At 55.0% G+C, this 19,845-nt stretch carries 15 protein-coding genes and 1 other RNA gene; 11 read left to right on the top strand and 5 right to left on the bottom strand.

The genetic code is table 11. The features are described 5' to 3' along the window. Positions 1-55: 55 nt before the first annotated feature. From OZX70_RS06465 to OZX70_RS06430, 8 genes are all read left to right on the top strand, one after another. Positions 56-943, top strand: a complete 888-nt coding sequence (locus OZX70_RS06465) for a UDP-N-acetylmuramyl peptide synthase (protein ID WP_277180044.1) — start codon at positions 56-58, stop codon at positions 941-943. Between the two features lie 143 nt (positions 944-1,086). Further along, positions 1,087-2,751: a UDP-N-acetylmuramoyl-tripeptide--D-alanyl-D-alanine ligase gene (gene murF, locus OZX70_RS06460; protein ID WP_277182139.1), complete on the top strand. Its 1,665-nt coding sequence runs from the start codon at positions 1,087-1,089 to the stop codon at positions 2,749-2,751. Continuing rightward, a complete protein-coding gene (gene mraY / locus OZX70_RS06455) occupies positions 2,748-3,851 on the top strand; it encodes a phospho-N-acetylmuramoyl-pentapeptide-transferase (RefSeq protein WP_277180042.1) in 1,104 nt (367 codons plus the stop codon). The genes murF and mraY overlap by 4 nt, the downstream gene beginning before the upstream one ends. 53 nt (positions 3,852-3,904) lie before the next feature. Next, positions 3,905-5,407: a UDP-N-acetylmuramoyl-L-alanine--D-glutamate ligase gene (gene murD, locus OZX70_RS06450; protein WP_277180040.1), complete on the top strand. Its 1,503-nt coding sequence runs from the start codon at positions 3,905-3,907 to the stop codon at positions 5,405-5,407. Next, the gene (gene ftsW, locus OZX70_RS06445) at positions 5,400-6,806 is read left to right on the top strand and encodes a putative lipid II flippase FtsW (protein WP_277180038.1); all 1,407 of its coding nucleotides are present in this window, start codon (positions 5,400-5,402) and stop codon (positions 6,804-6,806) included. The genes murD and ftsW overlap by 8 nt, the downstream gene beginning before the upstream one ends. A gap of 66 nt (positions 6,807-6,872) precedes the next feature. Further along, complete coding sequence (locus OZX70_RS06440; protein ID WP_277180035.1) at positions 6,873-8,042, top strand: UDP-N-acetylglucosamine--N-acetylmuramyl-(pentapeptide) pyrophosphoryl-undecaprenol N-acetylglucosamine transferase; 1,170 nt, start codon at positions 6,873-6,875, stop codon at positions 8,040-8,042. A gap of 182 nt (positions 8,043-8,224) precedes the next feature. Continuing rightward, positions 8,225-9,931 (top strand): Mur ligase domain-containing protein, encoded by a 1,707-nt coding sequence (locus OZX70_RS06435; RefSeq protein ID WP_277180033.1) that lies wholly within the window; start codon positions 8,225-8,227, stop codon positions 9,929-9,931. After that, positions 9,931-11,319, top strand: coding sequence for an FtsQ-type POTRA domain-containing protein (locus tag OZX70_RS06430; protein WP_277180031.1), 1,389 nt, complete (start codon positions 9,931-9,933; stop codon positions 11,317-11,319). The genes OZX70_RS06435 and OZX70_RS06430 overlap by 1 nt, the downstream gene beginning before the upstream one ends. A gap of 253 nt (positions 11,320-11,572) precedes the next feature. On the opposite strand, the gene dtd is transcribed toward OZX70_RS06430, so the two are convergent. From dtd to OZX70_RS06405, 5 genes are all read right to left on the bottom strand, one after another. Continuing rightward, positions 11,573-12,058, bottom strand: coding sequence for a D-aminoacyl-tRNA deacylase (gene dtd, locus OZX70_RS06425; protein WP_277180029.1), 486 nt, complete (start codon positions 12,056-12,058; stop codon positions 11,573-11,575). A gap of 79 nt (positions 12,059-12,137) precedes the next feature. Continuing rightward, positions 12,138-12,532: a transfer-messenger RNA gene (ssrA, locus tag OZX70_RS06420) on the bottom strand. Between the two features lie 209 nt (positions 12,533-12,741). Further along, positions 12,742-13,974 carry an AGE family epimerase/isomerase gene (locus OZX70_RS06415; protein ID WP_277180027.1) on the bottom strand — a complete coding sequence of 411 codons (1,233 nt, stop codon included), beginning with the start codon at positions 13,972-13,974 and terminating at the stop codon, positions 12,742-12,744. 219 nt (positions 13,975-14,193) lie between these two features. Beyond that, entirely contained in the window at positions 14,194-14,868 is a 675-nt protein-coding gene (locus tag OZX70_RS06410) for an N-acetylmannosamine-6-phosphate 2-epimerase (RefSeq protein ID WP_277180025.1), read from the bottom strand. Between the two features lie 80 nt (positions 14,869-14,948). Continuing rightward, a complete protein-coding gene (locus tag OZX70_RS06405; protein WP_277182138.1) occupies positions 14,949-16,007 on the bottom strand; it encodes an ROK family protein in 1,059 nt (352 codons plus the stop codon). A 418-nt stretch (positions 16,008-16,425) separates the two neighbouring features. Between OZX70_RS06405 and OZX70_RS06400 the strand changes: the two genes are divergently transcribed. From OZX70_RS06400 to OZX70_RS06390, 3 genes are all read left to right on the top strand, one after another. Further along, positions 16,426-17,421 (top strand): ROK family protein, encoded by a 996-nt coding sequence (locus OZX70_RS06400; RefSeq protein WP_277180023.1) that lies wholly within the window; start codon positions 16,426-16,428, stop codon positions 17,419-17,421. Between the two features lie 16 nt (positions 17,422-17,437). Then, on the top strand, positions 17,438-18,181 hold the full coding sequence (locus OZX70_RS06395; protein WP_277180021.1) for an HAD family hydrolase: 744 nt from the start codon (positions 17,438-17,440) through the stop codon (positions 18,179-18,181). A 342-nt stretch (positions 18,182-18,523) separates the two neighbouring features. After that, entirely contained in the window at positions 18,524-19,813 is a 1,290-nt protein-coding gene (locus tag OZX70_RS06390) for a sugar ABC transporter substrate-binding protein (protein ID WP_277180019.1), read from the top strand. The last annotated feature ends 32 nt before the right edge of the window (positions 19,814-19,845 follow it).

Genomic DNA, 19,845 nt, shown 5'->3' with positions numbered 1-19,845 from the left:
ACAGAGCAGTGGCAGCTGGCCGCTACCCGACGTTTCCTGCGGGAAAGGTCGAAGCATGAGCGTGGTAAGCGAATCGATTTCGCGGCGTGTGACTTTGGGCTATATCGCCAGTCACTATGGCTTTGGGCTTGAACCTAAATTCGCCGACGGCGTTACGGTCACCTCGATCGCTGATAGCCCGAATTCGGTGCGTCCGGGGGCTCTTTACATTCTGAAAAGCAATGACGACCCCTCGTTGCTTTCGTTGGCTGTGGCTCGTGGCGCCTATGCGGTTTTGGTGCCGCCATCTTTGCTTTCGCAGGCACAATCGGTAGGTGTCCCGGCTTTGCTTTCCGTTCCCGACCAGGAAACCATGGGTGAGCTGGCCTCTGACATCGCGGGAACTCCGGCCAATACCATGGCCGTGTTCGTCGTCTGTGGTGAGGATGACGAAGAGGTTCAGGCCGATGTGGTTCGTCTGGCCGATTTCCTGCATATGCTTGGTAATCCTGTGGGCATCGTGAGCAGATCTGGTTCCAGTTCGTTGGAGCGTGAACTGGAATTGACTTATCCTTTGGGGATTCTTGATGTTCAGCACACGCTTGCCGTCTGCTCTGAGGACGGTGCTGCGGCGATGGTGATTTCCGCTGATAATCAGACTCTGCGCCCAGGCGCGCTTGAAGGTGTCAGCGTCGATGTTTTGGGTTCCATCGAAATGCTGAACAAGGCCCAAGGGGCTCATGTGCTCGAGTCGGTGCAAAACCTGTACGGTTTCTCGATTGACGAACGCAAGCGTCTGGTCACTTGTGACGAGGAGTCCAGCTGGTTGGCCGGACAGGCGAGTGTGGCAGGTGGCTTGCAGGGCCAGCGTCGTCTTTCCTTGGCGATCGCGATGGCTTTGGATGCAGGGGTCCGTCGTAGCAACATTCGCAATGCCCTGCGCGTTTCGAAGGAAATGCAATGAAAGCTTTTGCGACGGTATTTCGTCTGGCATGTTGTGTACAGACTGACTACGGTTTGCTTTGCTGGCAATATTAAAGATATATGGACAAAAGGTGGCATACGTTGAGCGCTAAGATGACCGGAACTTCGGATAGCGAATCCGGCATGATGCCGATGACAATCGAGGAGATTGCGCAGACAGTCGGTGGCCGCATCGTTTCGGGTCCCGGTTATGCGGTGCCTGATGGGGCCGTGGCCACTTCGGTATTCAGCGATTCGCGGCAAATCACAAACGGATCGGTGTTCGTTGCCATCAAAGGCGAGCATGTCGACGGGCATGATTTCGTGGCCGGTGCCGGTGCGAAAGGTGCGGTGGCGGCTTTGGTCGACCACGTGGTGGCCGGTGCGGACGGCATTGCTCAGATTGTGGTGGACGACACTGTTGCCGCTTTGGGACATTTGGCGCAGCACAATATCGTGCGTCGCCGGCAGTCGAATAAAGATTTTTCCGTTATCGGCATCACCGGTTCGGTCGGCAAGACGACCACCAAAGATCTTCTGCGATCGCTGATGGACAAGCTTGGCGAAACCGTGGCTCCGGTGGGTTCGTTCAATAACGACATCGGCCTGCCGTTGACCGCATTGAAGGTGGGGGAGCGCACCCGCTTTTTCGTCGCCGAAATGGGTGCCAACCATGTCGGCGAAATCGCGAATCTGACACGCATCGTGCCTCCGGATTTGGCCGTGGTGCTGAAAGTCGGCGTGGCTCACTTGGGCGAGTTCGGTTCCGTGGAACGTATAGCACAGGCCAAAAGCGAAATAGTGCAAGGCTTGGTGCCAAGCGGCGTCACCGTCTTGAACGCTGACGACAAACGCGTGGCGGCGATGACGAAATTTGCGCCCGGTGATGTGCTTTGGTTCGGTTTGAATGGCGAGGCGCAGCCTCAATCAAAAAAAATGACCGCTGCCAATATTAGCGTCGACACGCTCGACCGTCCCAGCTTTACACTGGTGGCCCCGAACGGCGAAATGGCCCAGGTGCATTTGGGTATCGGCGGAGCGCACAACGTCATCAACGCATTGGCCGCCGCCACGGTGGCTGATTATTTTGGTATGCCTCTCACCGACATCGCCGAAGGTCTTGGCGACGTCAAACATATCAGTCCGCACCGCATGGCCGTATCGTTGGTCGATCTGGGTGAAGGTTCAGGCTCCTTTACGCTTATCGACGATTCCTTCAACGCCAATCCTGATTCCATGCGGGCCGGACTTGACGGGCTGGCCCGTTGGGAAGCACCTGATGAGCCGTCGGAAAAGAAAACGCAAGATAAAACCGATAGCACCGCAAGCAAACCAAAGCCCTACCGTGTCGCCGTTCTGGGCGCGATGCTCGAACTGGGAGACGACGAGCTGAAGCTACACCGCCAGATCGGTGCCTACGCCGCATCCCTCGGGCTCGATGAGATTATCGCGGTGGGCAACGAAATCGACAAGCATTTTGACGATCTGGCACACGCGTTGGCGCAAGGTGCCGAAGGGCTGCAGGTTACTGGTGACGTGTCGGGTGGCAGCGCATCATCTGAGGCTGCACCAGCCGATACAGTTTGTGATACAACCATTGCTTCAGACGGACCGCAGCGTACCCCCGTCGTGGTGCAATGGGTACATAGCGCCGTCGACGCCGAGCGGTTGGTCGCACAAATCGCACGGCGTCACCAAGACACTGTTGTGCTGCTTAAAGGTTCGCATTTTTCGGGGCTTTCCGCTTTGGCCGAACGTTGGGCGGGCATGGAACAGAAAACGCAACAAGAAGTGGAGCCGAAACATTGATTTCCCTCATCATCGGCATTGTGGTCTCGCTGTTGGTCACGATGATCGGCACGCCGGCCATGATCAAACTGGTGCACAGGCTGCACTACGGCCAGTACATCCGTCAGGACGGCCCACAGTCGCATCTTTTGAAACGTGGCACCGCCACAATGGGTGGCGTGGTCATCATTCTGGCCGTGTTGCTCGGCTGGGGTGCTTCCGCGATATACCGTGGACTGACTGGCGGCCAGGTTGTTTCGTGGTCGGCCGTATTGGTGCTTTTCGCGATGGTGTCGATGGGCAGTCTGGGATTCATCGATGACTTCGCCAAAGTGCGTAAAAAGCAGAACACCGGGTTGAGCGTCGGCGGGAAGTTCTTCGGCCAATTCGTTTTTGCCACCATTTATGCGGTGCTGGCTTTGCTTATTCCCACCAAGTCAGGTTTTCCCTCTGCCCAGGCGGGCATGAGTTTCATTGAGCATCCTTTCTTCAGCTTCGAGTTCGCGGGCAGGGCCGTCGCCATCGTCGTCTTCGTAATCTGGGTCAATTTCCTGATGATCGCATGGACCAACGCCGTCAACCTGACCGACGGGCTTGACGGGCTGGCCACCGGCTCCTCGATGATCTCCTTGGCCGGTTACACTATCATCGCCTTCTGGGAAAGTTATCATGTCAAGGGCGGTCCGAAGCCGGGCTATTCCTACGCGGTTTCCGATCCGCTGGATCTGACGATTATCGCGGCCTGCGCCGCTGTGGCCTGCTTCGGCTTCCTCTGGTACAACTCCAACCCTGCCACCATTTTCATGGGCGATACCGGTTCTTTGGCCTTGGGCGGGCTTTTCGCCGCACTTTCCATCGCCACCCACACCGAATTCCTTGCCGTGATCATCGGCGGACTATATGTCATCGAGGCGATGAGTGACGTCATCCAGGTGGGCTGCTTCAAACTCACGCATAAGCGAGTTTTCAAGATGGCGCCGATTCACCATCATTTTGAGCTGAAAGGTTGGAGCGAGCAGAAGGTCGTCGTGCGCTTCTGGATGATTGAGTTCATGTTCGTGCTGATTGGTCTCATGATTTTCTATACGGATTGGGCTTCGCGTTCCGGTCTGCTGATATAGGGACTATTCGAATCAACGTTGAGGCTAAAAGCTTGAAGGAAAGGCAGATTGAGATGCAGAGTGCAGGAGATTCCGGTTTTTCGTCGGTGCGTCGTGACGGCGCCGCAAACGGGTCGTCACGTCTCGATGTAAGTGGCAAGACCGTATTGGTAGCCGGTCTCGGAGTTTCCGGTCGCGGTGCCGTCGAAGCCTTGCAAGGTCGCGCGGGCCGTGTGTTGAGCGTCGACGAGAAGAAGCCTGAAGCCGATCTGCATTCCTTTGACGATATCGATTGGGACGATGTTGATATCGTCGTCGCCTCGCCGGTTTTCAATCCGCGTACACCTTTTATCCTTGAAGCCCAGCGCCGAGGTATTCCGGTGATCAGCGAGGTTGAGCTGGCTTGGGCGCTGCGGGTCCCGGCCGAACATTCGGCGTTGCACGAACCCGCGTATTGGATAGGCATCACCGGTACGAACGGCAAGACCTCGACCACGCAGATGGTTTCCGCCATGCTTACTGATTGTGGTATGGACGCCCCGGCCGTGGGCAATATCGGCAAATCCGTAAGCCTGGCTGCCGTCGACCCGAAACATGATGTGTTGTGCGTGGAATTGAGCAGCTTCCAGATGCATTTCACCGATTCGTTGGCGCTCGATTGTGCTGCCATCACCAATATCGCCGCCGATCACCTCGACTGGCACGGTGGCATGGCCAATTATGCGGCCGACAAATCCAAGGTCTTCCATGCGGCCAAGCGTGTGCTGGTGTTCAATGCCGACGATGAACGTGTCACAAATCTTGCCCAAGCGGCACAGACTGGTCCGGAATGTCGCAAGATCGGCTTCACTCTCCATGCCCCCGAACCCGGTCAGATCGGCATTGCCGACGGCTGGATCGTCGACGCCAGCGGCTTGGCAGGCGCTCCGGCCGGCGATATGAATGCACTGGCCAAAGTCACTGAATTCTCGCATCTATGCGAACCCGACGGTACGGTTTATCCGCACCTTTTGGCCGATGCCATCACCGCCCTTGCTTTGGCGATGGGCTTGGGCGCCGATCCGGGTCGCTGTCTTGACGCCCTGCGTGCCTTTGCCCCCGGCGGCCATCGCATCCAGACCGTCGCCACCGAACATTTCAAAGATGGTGGCACATTGCGTTTCGTAGACGATTCCAAGGCCACCAACGCCGATGCTGCCCACGCCTCGCTTTCCAGCTACAAGCCGAAATCTGTGGTTTGGATTGCCGGAGGCTTGGCCAAAGGTGGTCATTTCGAAGACCTCGTGGCCGATCAGGCCAAAACCATCAAAGCCGCCGTCATTATTGGCGTCGACCAGAAGCCCATGCTCGACGCCTTCAAGGCCAGCGCCCCGGATATCCCCTTGACCGTCATTGATCCTAAAGACAAAGCAGGCGTGATGGATCGTGCAGTCGAAGCCGCCGGCAACTATGCCGAAAGTGGCGACGTGGTGCTGATGGCACCGGCTTGCGCTTCGATGGATCAGTTCGTCTCGTATGCCGACCGCGGCTCGCAGTTTGCCGACGCCGCCCGTGATTGGGTACGCAAGCATGGCTAGACGTGTATACGACTACGATGAAAGCAAACCGGAACGCAGGGCCAAGAAAAAGACCCGTTCAGGCCGCAACTCTGTGTCCAGATACGGGCGAAGCAAAACCGTCAACTCTCGAGATGGAGACCGCGATAAAACCAAGAGGCAATCGCGATCACGCCTGAATCTGATGTATTACAAAGTTAAGGATGTGGGTGTCTCCGACCGGCAGGTCGATACCGATACCTCCGAAGTGCTCAAAGTCACCGATTATTCAGGCATCCACGCGTTGATGAACCCTTTGTGGTGCTATTACGGTTTCCGCATCGCGGTGATCGCCCTGACCTGCTTCGGAGTGGTCATGGTGTTTTCGGCCTCTTCGGTGACCATGATTTCCTATGGGCTTTCCCCTTGGAAACAGGCGCTAACACAGGGGTTCTTCTGTGTGCTAGGCCTGATCGCCTGCTTCGTGTCGATGCGTTTCCGCTCTGAAAGCTACCGCAAGGCCTCGTTTGTGTTCGTGGTGATCGCAATCTGTCTGCAGCTGTTGACCATGACGCCGATCGGGATTGAGGTCAACGGAAACAAGGGGTGGATCGGCATACCTGGCCTCGGCTCCATGCAGCCGGCGGAATTCATGAAACTCGCTTTGTGTATCTGGATGCCGTGGGCTGTGGCCTCGGCGGCAAAACATTATGAGCGCGAGGGCTTCAAAGCCTATCTGCCTCTGATTGTCGTCTTTATGGGGTGTCTCGGCGCCGTCATGCTCGGCGGCGATCTCGGTACGGCGCTGATTCTCGTGGCCATCGGCGTCACTGCGATGTTGGTCGGAGGTTTCCCGACTAAATGGCTGATCGGGTCTGGTCTCGTGCTGCTGGCGCTCGTGGTCCTGTTTGTGGTGACCAGTCCAAACCGTATGCTTCGTATTACAGCCGCGTATCGCCCCTGCCCGGCTTCCGCGTTGCAGGGGGAGTGCTACCAATCGATGCATGCCAAATATGCCATGGCCTCAGGTGGGCTCTTCGGCGTAGGTATCGGCAATTCCCGCGAAAAATGGAACTATCTGCCAGAGGCCCACAACGATTTCATCTTTGCCATCATCGGCGAAGAGACCGGATTCGTGGGTGCCGCCGCCGTGGTTATTCTTTTCGCCATCCTTGGCTGGTGCATGTTCGTCATCGCCTTGCAGACTCCCGACAAATACGCCTCTCGCGTTCTGATCTGCATCGCCATCTGGATTGTGGGTCAGGCGCTGATCAACATTATGGTCGTCATTGGCCTGCTGCCGGTGATGGGCGTGCCGTTGCCGTTCGTTTCGGCAGGCGGCTCGAGCTTGGTGATGTGCCTCTTTGCGGCGGGTGTATCCACCAGTATGATGAGAATGCAGCCTGAGATTCATATGGATATCACTTCGTCGCGTGTCTGAAAGATGCTGAAGAATGGTAAAAAGACGTTGACGATACCGTTATAGAGGCGGACAGGGAAAGAGAATATGAAACATATCGTATTGGCCGGAGGCGGTACGGCCGGGCATGTCAACCCGCTCTTAAGCGTCGCCTCCGCCATCAAGCGCCAAGACCCGCAGGCTGGCATCAGCGTGATTGGCACCGACGTTGGACTGGAACGCGATCTGGTGCCCCAGGCCGGCTTCGAACTTGACACCATCGCCAAGGTGCCGTTCCCGCGGCGTCCAAACATGCAGGCGCTGCGTTTCCCGGGTCGGTGGCGGCAGGAGCAGAAGAAGGTGCGTGCAATTCTCGAGCGTCGTCAGGCCGACGTGGTGGTCGGTTTCGGCGGTTACGTTTCCGCGCCCGTCTATTCCGTGGCGCATTCCATGGGACTGCCCATTGTCATCCACGAGCAGAACGCCCGTGCAGGCATGGCCAACAAACTGGGTGCGCGTTGGGCTGATTTCATCGGCACCGCTTACGAAAACACCGGTCTTAAAGCGCATGGCGGCGCCGAAATCCGCCGCGTCGGGCTCCCATTGCGGCCGGTAATGGCAGATTTGTGCCAAAAACTGGAAGATGACAGGCAATGCACACGAAAGCTCGCCGCCGCGCAACTCGGCATCGATCCTGAACGTCCTTTGGTGGTAGTTACCGGTGGATCGCTGGGAGCGGTAAGCCTTAATGAGGCCGTCAGCGCTGCGGCCGCCGACCTGTTGAAAGTCACGCAGGTCATTCACCTTACCGGGCGCAAGAAAAGCGCTGAGGTCAATCGGCATGTGATTCAGACGGCAGGGGAGCAGGCGCTCACCGATTTGGACCCGGCCCACGCAGGCCACGGTGATTACCATGTCGCCGAATATTTGGAACGCATTGATCTGGCGTTTGCGGCGGCCGATTTGGTGATTTGCAGGTCCGGTGCCGGAACGGTCAGCGAATTGGCCGCCATCGGCATGCCGGCCGTTTATGTGCCGCTGCCTATCGGCAATGGTGAGCAGCGGTTCAACGCGCAGCCGGTGGTCGACGTCGGAGGCGGGCTGATGGTTGCTGACGCTGATTTTTCATCGGATTGGGTGCGTGGGCATGTACCTGCCTTGATTGCCGATTCCCAAAGGCTTGAGGACATGGGCCGCAAGGCGCACGATTACGGCATCCGTGACGCCGCCGAAATTATGGCCCGTATTGCCCTTGACTTCGCCGATTCCGGCCGTTAGCTGACTGTATGGCAGGATATGCCCAATGTTGCTTCATTTCAGTGTGTCTGTCCATTCAGTTCAGTGAATTGCAAGTAGTCTGCGTGGGTTTGCGTCCAAGGCAACGATAAAGCCGAGGAATCGGGTATAACGGCATCAGTGATGTTTTTCAACGGTAGATTTTAGTGTCCAAGGAGCGTATCGTGCAGTCAACTATCGGCTCTGAACCCATCGTGCTTGACCCGACGAAGGCCGCGTTCGGCCCGTCGGATACGTTGACGTCGCTGGGACACACCCATTTCATCGGTATCGGCGGAGCAGGCATGAGCGTACTCGCTGAAATGATCAGCGAACAAGGCGTCGAGGTTTCCGGTTCCGACCGCGCAGCCAACGCCAAAACCGACCGGCTGACTGCCTTGGGTGTCAAGGTCTATTTTGGCCAGCGAGCCGAAAACGTTGTGGGTGCGCAGACCGTCGTCTATTCCAGCGCTATCAAACCAGACAATCCCGAAATCGTTGCGGCCGCTCTTGCTGGAGCGCATATCGTCCATCGCAGCGATATCCTCGCGCTGCTGATGGCCAGCAAATGTGCGGTCAGCGTCGCCGGTGCGCACGGCAAGACCACCACAAGTTCGCTGATTTCCCATATTCTCGTCAACGCTGGAGCACAAGCCGATGGCGGAATCGATATCAGCGCACAAGCCGGCATGGCCGTCAAGCTTGCCGATCCGAGCTATGCCATCGGTGGTTCCATCCAAGGCCCTGATGGTGTCGCCATTGATGGCGGACACGCGGGCAGCGGCGACGTGTTGGTGGCCGAATCAGACGAATCTGACGGCAGTTTCGAAAAATACCGGCCGCAATTCGCACTGATTACCAACGCTGAGGCCGATCATCTCGACCATTACGGAGATGCCGAGCACTACCAGCAGGCGTTCGTCGAATACGCCAGCCATGCCAAGGGATACGTGGTCATGTCCGTCGACGACAAGGGCGCGCAGGCCATCGTGCGTGCGTTACCGGCTGAGGTGGCCGCCAAGACAATCTGCTATACGACGCAGGCGAGCGCTGATATCACTCAAATCGTGGGCTTGAATGATGCGAACGTTCGCGACAATAGCACCAGCGGCACGATGCATAAAAAATCTGCTGAAAATAAAGATAAACCGACCGATACCGATGCTGTTCGTCCGCAGCTTGTCCATATCCTTTCAGAGCAGGAAAGCGCGGGAGATGGCACGGAACGGTTCACCATCGAGTTGCCGGCAGGTTTTGCCGGATCTGACGAAAAGCGCCGCATCCCGGTCACTTTGCGGATTCCGGGTATCCATAACGCCCGCAACGCGACCGCGGCGATCATCGTCACTACGCTCTTGGGAATGGATCCGGCGCTCGCCACCCGCACGGCCGCGACCTTCAAAGGCGCGTCTCGTCGTTTCGAGGTCAACGGCGTTGTTGACGGGGTGACGGTGGTCGACGACTATGCCCACCATCCTACCGAAATCGCGGCTTTACTCGATGCCGCCCGTCGCCGATATCCCGATTCCATCATTCGTGTGCTGTTCCAGCCGCATCTGTTCAGCCGTACCAAGTTCTTTATCGACCGGTTTGCGGCCGCACTGGCCAAGGCCGACGATGTCGTCATCGCTCCGATTTACCCGGCACGTGAACGTCAGGAGGATTTCCCGGATATCACCTCCCAGGTCGTTGTCGATGCTGCTGGCAGCTTGCCTCATAACCCCTCTCAAGGTTGGATTTCGGCTTCAAAGGATCTTAAGTCCGGCGCCGCGACGTTGGTCCGTCACTCAAAGCCGGGTGATGTCCTTATCACAGTCGGAGCGGGAGATGTCACCGAAATGGATGACGTCATGCTTGATTTGCTCAAAGCGCGTGCGAAGGATTCGCGCTGATGGCAGGTCGTCATGTAACCAGTGGAGGCGGAGGGAAAGGCGGTTCAAACCGTCGTGGTCGAAGTGCCGCTTCTTCGTCTCGTTGGTCTGCGTCTTCGGAGGATGAACCCAGGGTCAACGATTTTGGCGTGTCGACGGGAAAGCGGCGCAAAACCGAAAATTCGGATTCCCATAGCGGGGGAAACGGACGAAAATCGTCTGGATTGTCAGCGAAGGGTTCCGAAAGTGGTTCCGGGCGTCGGACGCGTTCGGTGGTATCCGGTACGCCTGTAAGAGATGACACGACCGTAGATCCTCGCCGTAAAAAGCGCAGGGTCGCGGTTTCGGAAGCATCTTCGGGTGCCGGACGATCTTCCCGATCCTCCGATTCGCCGAAATCCCGCAACAAAAAATCCGTCGGTTTTTTCCAACGTCGTCAATCGACGAAACCGAAATACGGTATCGATGAGCCATTGGCGGATACGGATCAGGCTTCTCGGCCTTCCCGTTCAGCGCGATCGGCTTCGTCGGCCAATGCCGTCACCAAAAGCGCTCCGGGCGATTTTGTCGATGCCCGGGCACTGAAAAACGAGGATCTGGTGGGTGAAACCTTGAACCAGACCTCAAGCCCGTTGGGTATTGCGGCACGTCCCAAGGTCATCGATTTCAATGCGCGTTTGAAGGAACGTCGGCGAGTCAGTAGGTTTAAGACGATGACCAAAGTGTTGATTGCCCTGGTGGTTGTGGCTCTTTTGGCGGCTCTTGGGTGGCTGCTCTTCTTTTCGCCGGTCTTTTTGCTTGATGCCCACCAGATTTCGGTGTCGGGCGAGAACCAGTGGGTCGGTAAGGCCCGTGTCGTTTCGATTGCTGAGAAACAGGCCGGAAAATCGCTGCTGCTGGTTTCGAGCGGGGACGTTGAACAGGAGCTGAAAGACATTCCTGGTGTCTCGATGGCCAAAGTTGAGAAAATCTATCCGAAGGCAATCAAGGTCACGATTACGGCGCAGGAGCCTGCAGCGATGCTGAAGACTCCCGACGGCAGCGAGACTGCGGTCGATGGGTACGGGCGAGTACTCAACAAGGTCGAAAACGTCTCGACCAAGGGGATTCCTGTCATCGAAGTCAACAACGTGGAAACGAGTCTTCGCGATCGTTCGGTTCAGCAGGCTTTGAAGGTCCTGAATCTTCTTGGGCACAATATGCGTGGTTCCATTACCAAGGTGACCGCGAAAACCCAGGATTCCGTCACGACGGAGCTCAATGGAGGCGAACGGGTCATTGTCTGGGGAGATTCTTCCGACATGAAACTCAAGAAGGCCGTGGTCGATAAGATCATCAACGACCCCACCAAAATAGGCGACAAGCATCAGGTCGATGTTTCGGCACCGCTCCGTCCGATTATCAAGTAGCTGTACGTCGACGGTCGGCGTGTGCGGCACGAAGATGCGATGAAAATCAGTGTTTTGCTACGATTTCCTTGATTTTGCTCGCACCGTCATTGAGCCTGCGATGAAACTCGCGATTTAAGGCTGATTTTGTTGATTTTGCACGCATCTTCGTGTTGTATGAGTAAACAATGTACGATTATGACCCATGCTTTGAAGCGAAGTCGTGCTCGCGAAATGTCACTGCCAATGAGTGGCTGGCTGTCACATTTTGTCGTCAGTGTTTGGCCATCAGCTCGTCGGTATCGAAGAGGATGGTCACCGGGCCGTCATTGGTCAGACTCACTCGCATATGCGAGCCGAATCGGCCTTCTTTTACGGTGATGCCCTCCGACCGTAGCGCCTCGTTGAATTGAAGCCAGACGCGCTTGGCGTGTTCCGGTTCGCCGGCCTTGATGAAGCTTGGCCGGTTGCCCTTCCGCACGTCACCGAACAGGGTGAACTGCGAAACCGACAGGATCTCGCCGCCGATCCGGCCAAGCGAAAGGTTCATTTTCCCGTTTTCGTCTTCGAACACGCGCAACTTGCTGATTTTGCGAGCCAGCCAATCGACCTGTTCCTGCCCGTCCTCGTCACTGACCCCGACGAGCAGCACATATCCGATGCCGATATGCTGTGGTTCAAACGATTCGTCGACTTCGCCGCTGATTTCGTCCACGACGTCGATATCGGCCTTACTGACTTTTTGCAACACGATTCTCATGGTTACCAAGTCTAGTGCGAACTGATTCGTTTTTTGATAATGAAAAACGCCGCCAAGGATGACCCTGACAGCGTTTGAACAGTGGAGATGCGGGGAATTGAACCCCGGTCCGATGACCGAACCCTCAGTCTTCTACGTGCGTAGTCCGCTGGCCTTTTGGCAGTTTTTCTGCCCCCATCCGTGTCGCGGACAATGGATGGCGAGCATATCTACAGTTAAAGTCCCTGAGTCACCCTGTGGTTCAATGGCTCAAGCAAGTCCTCTAATGACGCCCAACATCCTTCCGAAGACGAAAAGGAGTGGACGGAGCAGCTGCTCACTGGTTAATCCTGGCGCGAAGCTCAGGCAGCGAGAGCGAACTCAGTGCGATTAGATTTAGCACTTGTTGTTTCGTGGAGGTCATCTCGAGTGGACTCCACATTCTCGGCACGCTTCCCTGCGACGAACAGGTCACCGTCGAAACCGATCATCCCCATTCTTGAATTATCAAATATCAAGCCCGGTTTGCGCCGGAACACTTAAGCATAATACATCAGGTGGACGGTTCTTATGGTGTGCTCCATGGGCGTAATGTCATTGGTTTTTATTGCATAAGAAGACAGGCACGCAGCATCGGCAGCAATGGTAATGCGTTGCGTTGTGTTGCATGCCCATTCAGTAAGTTTGTAGCCCCAGCTTATGGGTCACTCTGCGTTCTTCACGGCCGTGGCGATCGAGACCGACGGATCAAGGAAAGGCACCAGGGTGGACTGGAAGGCGTGGTAGACATCGGACTTGCCCGGCCACACCGTGCCGATGACGTGGTTATTCTGGTCGAGCTGATGGAACCAGCTGCCCTTTTCGTGGTCGATCAGGTGCTCGTCGACATACTGGGCGAAGGTTGCATACCAGTCGAGGTACTCTTCCTTTCCGGTGACCTTGTAGAGCGTAGAGGAGGTGTTGAGCGATTCGGCCAGTGTCCAGTGCATGCGGTCTGTGACCACCGGGTTGCCGTCCCAGTCGACGGTGTAGGCCATGCCCGTCGTACCGTTGCGGTTCCAGCCATCAGTGACCGCCTGATTGAACAGGTGTTCGGCGGCATCGATGTAGGGCTTGGCTCCGGCGCGGTTGGCGAAGGAGCTCAGCGCCCATTGCGTGATGAGGCGGGCCCATTCGATGCCGTGGCCCGGGGTGGCGCCGTAGGGCTTGAACTGGTCGTCTTTCTTGTCGGCGTTGTATTCGAGGTTGATCGACCAATCCGGTCCGAAATGCTCCGGGATGCGCCAGTGGTTGTTCTTCGCCCAGCCCACGACGTGGTCGATGATACGGCCGGCATGTACACGGTATTTGTTGTCTCCGGTGGCATCGGCGACGGCGAGGAAAGCCTCGGTGGTGTGCATGTTGGCATTGATACCGCGGTAATCGTCAAGCTTTGAGAAAGTGGTATCCCACGTATCGACGGCCAGCCCGGCCTCGTCGTCCCAGAAGTATTGATCGTAGATCTTCAGGACTTCATCAAGCAGTTCCTCGGCTCCTGGGCGTCCCGCAAGCAGGGCCGAAGACGCGGAAAGCATGACAAATGCATGCGGATAGCAGGTTTTCCCCGCCTCGGGTGTGCCGTCGGCCTGGATGGAGGGATACCAGCCGCCGTTCTTGTCATCGTGCAGGATGCCGGTAAGTCCCTTGAGCCCAGCATCCACCAACGCTTCGGCACCCGGATAGCCGAGCATCACGGCGATTGAATAGACATGAGTCATGCGTCCCGTAATCCAGGTCTGTACACCATGCGATGGGTCGATATGGCCTTCGTCGTCAAGCCATCCCGATCCACCCTGCGGTACCGGGAAGCCCTTGCCGAAGTTCAGCAGCTCATAGGTCTCGTTGGCCATGAATGTGCGGTTGGCAACGGTGCCCATCTCGTATTTCGGATTCGTCATTGTATTCCTTTCGTTTGCCGCATATGCGGGTTCGCCTGACACTGATCTCAGGTCATTGTCTGCAAATATTGCTGTCATATTGACAATATCCGCTTGGCTGTTTTACCGGTAACCGATTCCGATGATTTTCTTTGCCTCAGCAATCTTCGGCAAGCCCTCCGTTCGTCACAGTTAACGGGTAGAAAAAGACATTTTTGATTTACGTATTATTGGACGCAACTAACGGTTCAGTCGTGCCTTGAACCAGCTGGTGATGGAGGTCGGATGGGTGATGGCAGTGCCGACCACCGCTGCCCAGGCCCCGCAGTTCATGACTTCGGTGAGCTGATCGGGTGTGTGGATGCGTCCTTCGCAGAACACCGGCATGTTCGGGAATTCCGCAACCATCGATTTGAGCAGAGCAAAGTCGGGGCCGTCGGTTTTCGGTCGTTCGCCGGTATAGCCAGACAGCGTTGTGGAGATGATGTCGCTGCCTGCTTCAACGGCTTGCCGAGCGTCGCCGACACTGCCGCAATCGGCCATGACGATTGCGCCGTCCTGGTGCAAGGCCTTTACGGTTTGGGCGTAGGTCAGTCCGTCTGGCCGGGGACGTCGGGTGGCATCCAGCGCGATGATATCCGCTCCGGCTGCCATACAGCAACGGGCATGCCGCAGGGTGGGGGTGATATAGACGCCTTCGTCCCCCTCTTTCCAGATACCGATGACCGGTATCTTCACCTGTCCTTTGATGGCCGCGATATCCGCAAGCCCTTGGCAGCGTATGGCCGAAGCGCCGCCGATTTCTGCCGCCATCGCCATTTGCGCCATGGTTTCGGGATGCCGCAATGGTTCTCCCGGGTATGCCTGACAGCTGACGATGAGGCCGCCTTTGAGTTGTTCGATGATCTGATTCATGGTCTTCCTTTCCTATTGTTTTTTCGTATTCTTAAAGAGCGGAAGTTATACGTTGATTTTGTGTTGCGAAATATCAAACTTTAAGCAGCGCACATCGATTGTATGGCACCCACGGCTGCTCCAATCAGTGGTGCCTCGTTTCCAAGCGAACCCTGCAACAATGGAGTATCGCGTATTGCAGGAAGTGCACTGTCTTTGAAGCCCTCCAATAATGGGTTAAACCACAACAGACCGGCTTGCGTCACGCTCCCAGAGACGACCACCACTTCAGGATCCATGAGATTGCATGCCCCACCGATGCACTCGCCCAACGCATGTGCACTGGTTTGGATAACGGCTATGGCTGTTGGATCGCCACTTGAGGCCAGATCGCTCACCTCTTTGCCGTTGCTCAAGGCAGGCACTTTATTCTTTTCGTCGTCGGTCAGGATAAGGTCCTTCATCCGGTTATATAAAGTCGCCAGTCCAGTACCGGAGGCCACTGGTTCGATGTGTCCTTTTGCACCGCAGGAGCAGCGTATCCCAAGCCCAAGCGGATGTGGCATGTGTCCGATATTGCCGGCTGCGTAGTGGCTCCCCTCGCAAAGTTTCCAATCCTCGATGAACGCTCCGCCGATACCGGTACCCACACCCACCGAAAGTACGCTGTTGTACCCGCGCCCTGCGCCATACTTTGCTTCTCCAAGGCCGTGAGCCCCCACGTCCCCAATGACGTGCACAGGCAAACCTGTTGTCTTTTCTAGCGCATCAGCCAAGTGTTGCCCGGCCCATCCGGGAATGAGATTTGTGGCTGTCAGAATTGTTCCTGTTGAGCTGTCAACCACACCCGCCGAACCGATGCCGATGGCATCTGGGGTAATCCCACATTGCTTGCATTCCCTGAGTTGTTCCTGTGTGAACTTTACCAGCCGAGAGATTATATCGTCACCGCCACGTCCGGCCAAGGTGGGGATTTTGGCCGACAGGATGACGCCGGGTTGTTTATCTATTTGCCGATTACTTCCATCCGAACTGTCGGTTGTTCCTGCACCGTTGGTTTTAGGTAAGGTCACCAGACCGGAAGCAATTTTGGTTCCCCCAATATCGAAAGCGAGAATAGAGCACTTTTCGATACGAAACACAATGTTTTTCTCTTCCATCGCGTATTGGGTTCGACTATTATTGCTCATCATTGATCCTTTTGTTAAGAGGACGACTGCTCTGCGTCTTCGAATTTGTACTATTGTATTATGGCATGACAATAACTTCTGTCGTATTTTCATGAATATGCCTGTTTGTCAGTAACCCTTCTGCCACCTTGTCAGTGTCATGCTATGTTCCAGTCCGGTTAAATCTTCAATAACCTGTTGTTTGAAACATGAGTTGTCGTATTTGCTTTCGGAAAGCTCCCGCCAAAGGTTTACCCCGATTCATTCTTTTATCTTGCACAAAAAGAAAACTTACTAAATAATTTGAACTTTAGACAATTTTGTGCCATAATCAGTTAATGTTCCTAACTAAACAAAGATAACCTGCTTCAAGGACACCATGATTGCGGGTTGAGACAGGACAAGCACGATGAAGAAAGACAACGAACAAGGTCAAAATTATGCCACAAATTCGGATGATTCTTCCGTTCTTCGCGTCGGAGTAGACGTAGGTGGCACCAAAGTCCTCGTTGTGGTCACCGATTGTGTCGGGCATATTATTGCGCAATTGAGCAGACCGACACAACGTGGCGAAAGGGCTGTTGTCGAAGGAATAGTAAGTACTATTACAGAAGCATTGCATCACGTTGCTGTTCGCAATGGCCATGGCTTTGAGCTTGAAAGCATTGGCGTGGGCATTCCCGGAACGGTGGATGTGTCCAGCGGCAGGGTAAGCAATGCACTGAATCTTGATGTTGATGAACTAACGCTCGGCAAGATTCTGACAGATCGTTTTCATCGTCCGGTTGTAGTCGAGAATGATGTGAATGCTGCGGCTCTTGGCGCGTATCGTCTCTCGCGTCACGGCAAAGGCAATTTCGTATTTCTTAATATCGGTACGGGAGTGGCTGCTGGAGTCATTGTCAATGGCAGGATTATGAGGGGTGCCACCGGTGTCGCCGGTGAGATAGGCCATTTGATCATCGAACCTGGTGGGGAGCCCTGCGCTTGTGGACAGCGGGGTTGCGTGGAGACTGTCGTTTCGGGCGTGGCACTGGCAAAGCAATGGCCGGTTGCGCAAGGCTACCCAGCCCAAGACTTCATGGCGAAGGCGGCTGCCGGTGATACGAATGCCCTTAAAATCTATGAACGTTTCGGCATGGGTTTGGCGCATACCGTCCAGATGCTTACGCTGACGCTCGACCCTGTTCAGATTGTGTTCGGCGGGGGAGTCAGTCAGGTAGGGCAGCCTCTGCTGGATTGCGTGAATAGTGCGATATCGCGGCTTGCGGCATCTTCCGATTTCGTAGCATCGCTAAGAATGGACAAACGGCTGCGTCTTGTTGCAAATGATGCCCCGGTCGGAGCGCTCGGGGCGGCTTATCTTACAGAAGACCGTACAACGGTTGATCAACAAAGTCGTTAAAGGAGGCTGATTCGCAATGCTTACTGCGGTTTTTTGGGATATGGATGGTACTCTTATTGATTCCGAGCCTTACTGGCATGATGCGGAAATTGTCGTTTCGCTTACACATGGAGGTTTTTGGACCGAAAAGATCGGCTGGGCGTGTTCAGGAGAACCGGTTCCACGGTTGGCCGCACGCGTGGTCAAGAATGGTGTGCAGTTGCCGGTTGATGAAGTCGCACGTTTGATGGTCAAATGTGTTGGTGAACTTGAAAAAGCCCACATGCCATGGATTCCAGGGGTCGAAAACGTGTTGCAGCAATTGGCAGATGCCAAGATCCCTTCGGTCCTGGTCACGGCTTCGCCTCGTCAGTTGGCTGAAAATTTGATGGCACAAGCTCCTAAGGGGGCTTTTGTGGGATGTGTTTGCGGTGATGATCATTTGACTGCAAAACCAGATCCTGCCCCTTATCTTGCGGCTGCACGATTGGTTGGTATCGAACATGAAACCGTGCAAAGTGAGGGCAACAATACCGATGTTGAAGACTCCGACTTTGCCCTTGCCATGGCGCATTGTATTGCTATTGAGGACTCCTTCACTGGTCTCGAGTCCGCTGCCGCCTCGGGCGCCACGACTCTGGCGCAGACAGCCTTTATACCTACAGACACTTCACAAGGTCCTCAATTCGCTTCGATCGACGGTTATGAGGATCTGACTGTCGCGCGTTTGGAGAATTACGTCAGTCGCAGGATTGCTGAACTTGCTGAATGTATCGGGTGAAAAGCAACAGGTTGTGTTCAACATGTTGGTGCGTCGGATCATTTGGGCCGTCAACATCGGATGTTGCTTTCCTGGCATATGTATTGGATGTATTGCCCTTGGCTCTATGCGTGATAACGAAAATATATTTGAAAACTAAGCAATAGATAATTATGTTTATTTTGTCTAGAAAACCTAACTATTTATATTGAAAACTTTTAGTTAAATACAGTTTAACTAGCTCATTAAGTTGACAATTATAAAATAGTTAACTAACCTTACTTACGAGCGGCAATGTCGCTCGGTGGTTTAGTTGTTGAACATTTTCTTCAAATTGGAGAAGAAAACAAGGAAGGTGAAAAGATGATTTCATCGAAGAAGATGATTGCCATTGTTGGCGTTGCTGCCATGGTGTCTTCCGTCGCCGCGTGTGGCGGGTCCCAGAGCAGCAAGAGCTCAGGCGGCAAGGTTCAAGTTTCTTTCCAAACGTGGAACCTTAAAAACGACAAATATACGCCGTACTTTACTAAGCTCATTGCGGATTATGAAAAGGCAAATCCCAATGTGCGTATCAAGTGGATGGATCAGCCCGCTGACAATTACGAGGAAAAGCTTTCCTCGCAGGCGGCCTCCGGTGAATTGCCGGACATCGTCGATGCCGGCGTGGTCCATCAGATTGGCCTTGCCAAGGCTGGGGCGCTGATGAACATCGACAAGGAAGACCCGAACGCGAAGAATGACTACCTGCCCAATGCGTGGGAAGCAGTGACCTTCCAAGGCAAGAAGCTGAAAAAAGGTGCCTATGGTTTCCCGTGGTACGTCAATGACGGACCGTATTATTACAACGCAGATGTGATGAAGAAGTGCAACCTCGACCCGAACAAGCTGCCTAAGACATGGGACGACTTCTTCGCGGCTGGCAAGACCATGGTTCAGAGCGGATGCGGCGCCTACCTGACTTCGCAGCAACCGCAGGTGATGGAGTTCGCGGGTGCCGGAGTGCCGATCATGAACAAGGATCACACAAAGTTCATCTTCAACTCTCCCAAAGGCGTTGAGTTCCTGCAGAAGTATATCGATCTCTATCAGTCCAAGGGCATGCCCCCGGAGTCATTGGATGCCAATTGGTCCCAGCAAGGCAATTACTTCCAGCGTGGTTCCATCATGACCCTGGCCGGTAGCGCCTATTCTGCCGCGGATTTCAAGAAGAACTCTCCTGACCTCTACAATCATCTTACTGTCGGTCCGAGGCTCAACTACGATGGCCGTTCGACCAGCGTCAGCTATGAGATGCTTAGCGTGAGCGCGACCACCAAGCATAAGGCGGAGACTCTCAAGTTCGTCAAATATGTCACCAACAATAAGAACCAGCTGGAATTCGCCAAGTTATCGAACACCTATCCTTCCAGTAAGAAAGGTCTCGATGATCCTTATTACAAGAATATCAAGGATGACGACCTGCAAGGCAAGGCGCTCAAAATCACTCTTGATGGTGTTAAGCATGGCTACATGGCTCGTCCTGCACAGCTGACGGACCAGGGCGGCAGCGTTTATCTGAAGCAGCAAATCGCTCTGGCGCTTCAAGGCAAGCAGAGTGCAAAAGAGGCTTTGGACAAGGCCGCTCAATTCGCCAACGAGAAGTTGGATAAGTAATTTCCATATGAGAAAACTAAAGCTGGGTCTCT

It is taken from the genome of Bifidobacterium sp. ESL0732 (assembly GCF_029395535.1).
In the GTDB taxonomy this organism is placed as follows: domain Bacteria; phylum Actinomycetota; class Actinomycetes; order Actinomycetales; family Bifidobacteriaceae; genus Bifidobacterium.
Note: the sequence above shows the minus strand (reverse complement) of the source record. Positions and strands in the feature narration are given on the sequence as shown.

Coding starts and splice junctions, on each gene's coding strand:
- OZX70_RS06465 (WP_277180044.1), top strand. CDS start 56: ATGAGCGTGGTAAGCGAATCGATTTCGCGGCGTGTGACTTTGGGCTAT.
- murF (WP_277182139.1), top strand. CDS start 1,087: ATGATGCCGATGACAATCGAGGAGATTGCGCAGACAGTCGGTGGCCGC.
- murD (WP_277180040.1), top strand. CDS start 3,905: ATGCAGAGTGCAGGAGATTCCGGTTTTTCGTCGGTGCGTCGTGACGGC.
- ftsW (WP_277180038.1), top strand. CDS start 5,400: ATGGCTAGACGTGTATACGACTACGATGAAAGCAAACCGGAACGCAGG.
- OZX70_RS06440 (WP_277180035.1), top strand. CDS start 6,873: ATGAAACATATCGTATTGGCCGGAGGCGGTACGGCCGGGCATGTCAAC.
- OZX70_RS06430 (WP_277180031.1), top strand. CDS start 9,931: ATGGCAGGTCGTCATGTAACCAGTGGAGGCGGAGGGAAAGGCGGTTCA.
- dtd (WP_277180029.1), bottom strand. CDS start 12,058: ATGAGAATCGTGTTGCAAAAAGTCAGTAAGGCCGATATCGACGTCGTG.
- OZX70_RS06415 (WP_277180027.1), bottom strand. CDS start 13,974: ATGACGAATCCGAAATACGAGATGGGCACCGTTGCCAACCGCACATTC.
- OZX70_RS06410 (WP_277180025.1), bottom strand. CDS start 14,868: ATGAATCAGATCATCGAACAACTCAAAGGCGGCCTCATCGTCAGCTGT.
- OZX70_RS06405 (WP_277182138.1), bottom strand. CDS start 16,007: ATGGAAGAGAAAAACATTGTGTTTCGTATCGAAAAGTGCTCTATTCTC.
- OZX70_RS06400 (WP_277180023.1), top strand. CDS start 16,426: ATGAAGAAAGACAACGAACAAGGTCAAAATTATGCCACAAATTCGGAT.
- OZX70_RS06395 (WP_277180021.1), top strand. CDS start 17,438: ATGCTTACTGCGGTTTTTTGGGATATGGATGGTACTCTTATTGATTCC.
- OZX70_RS06390 (WP_277180019.1), top strand. CDS start 18,524: ATGATTTCATCGAAGAAGATGATTGCCATTGTTGGCGTTGCTGCCATG.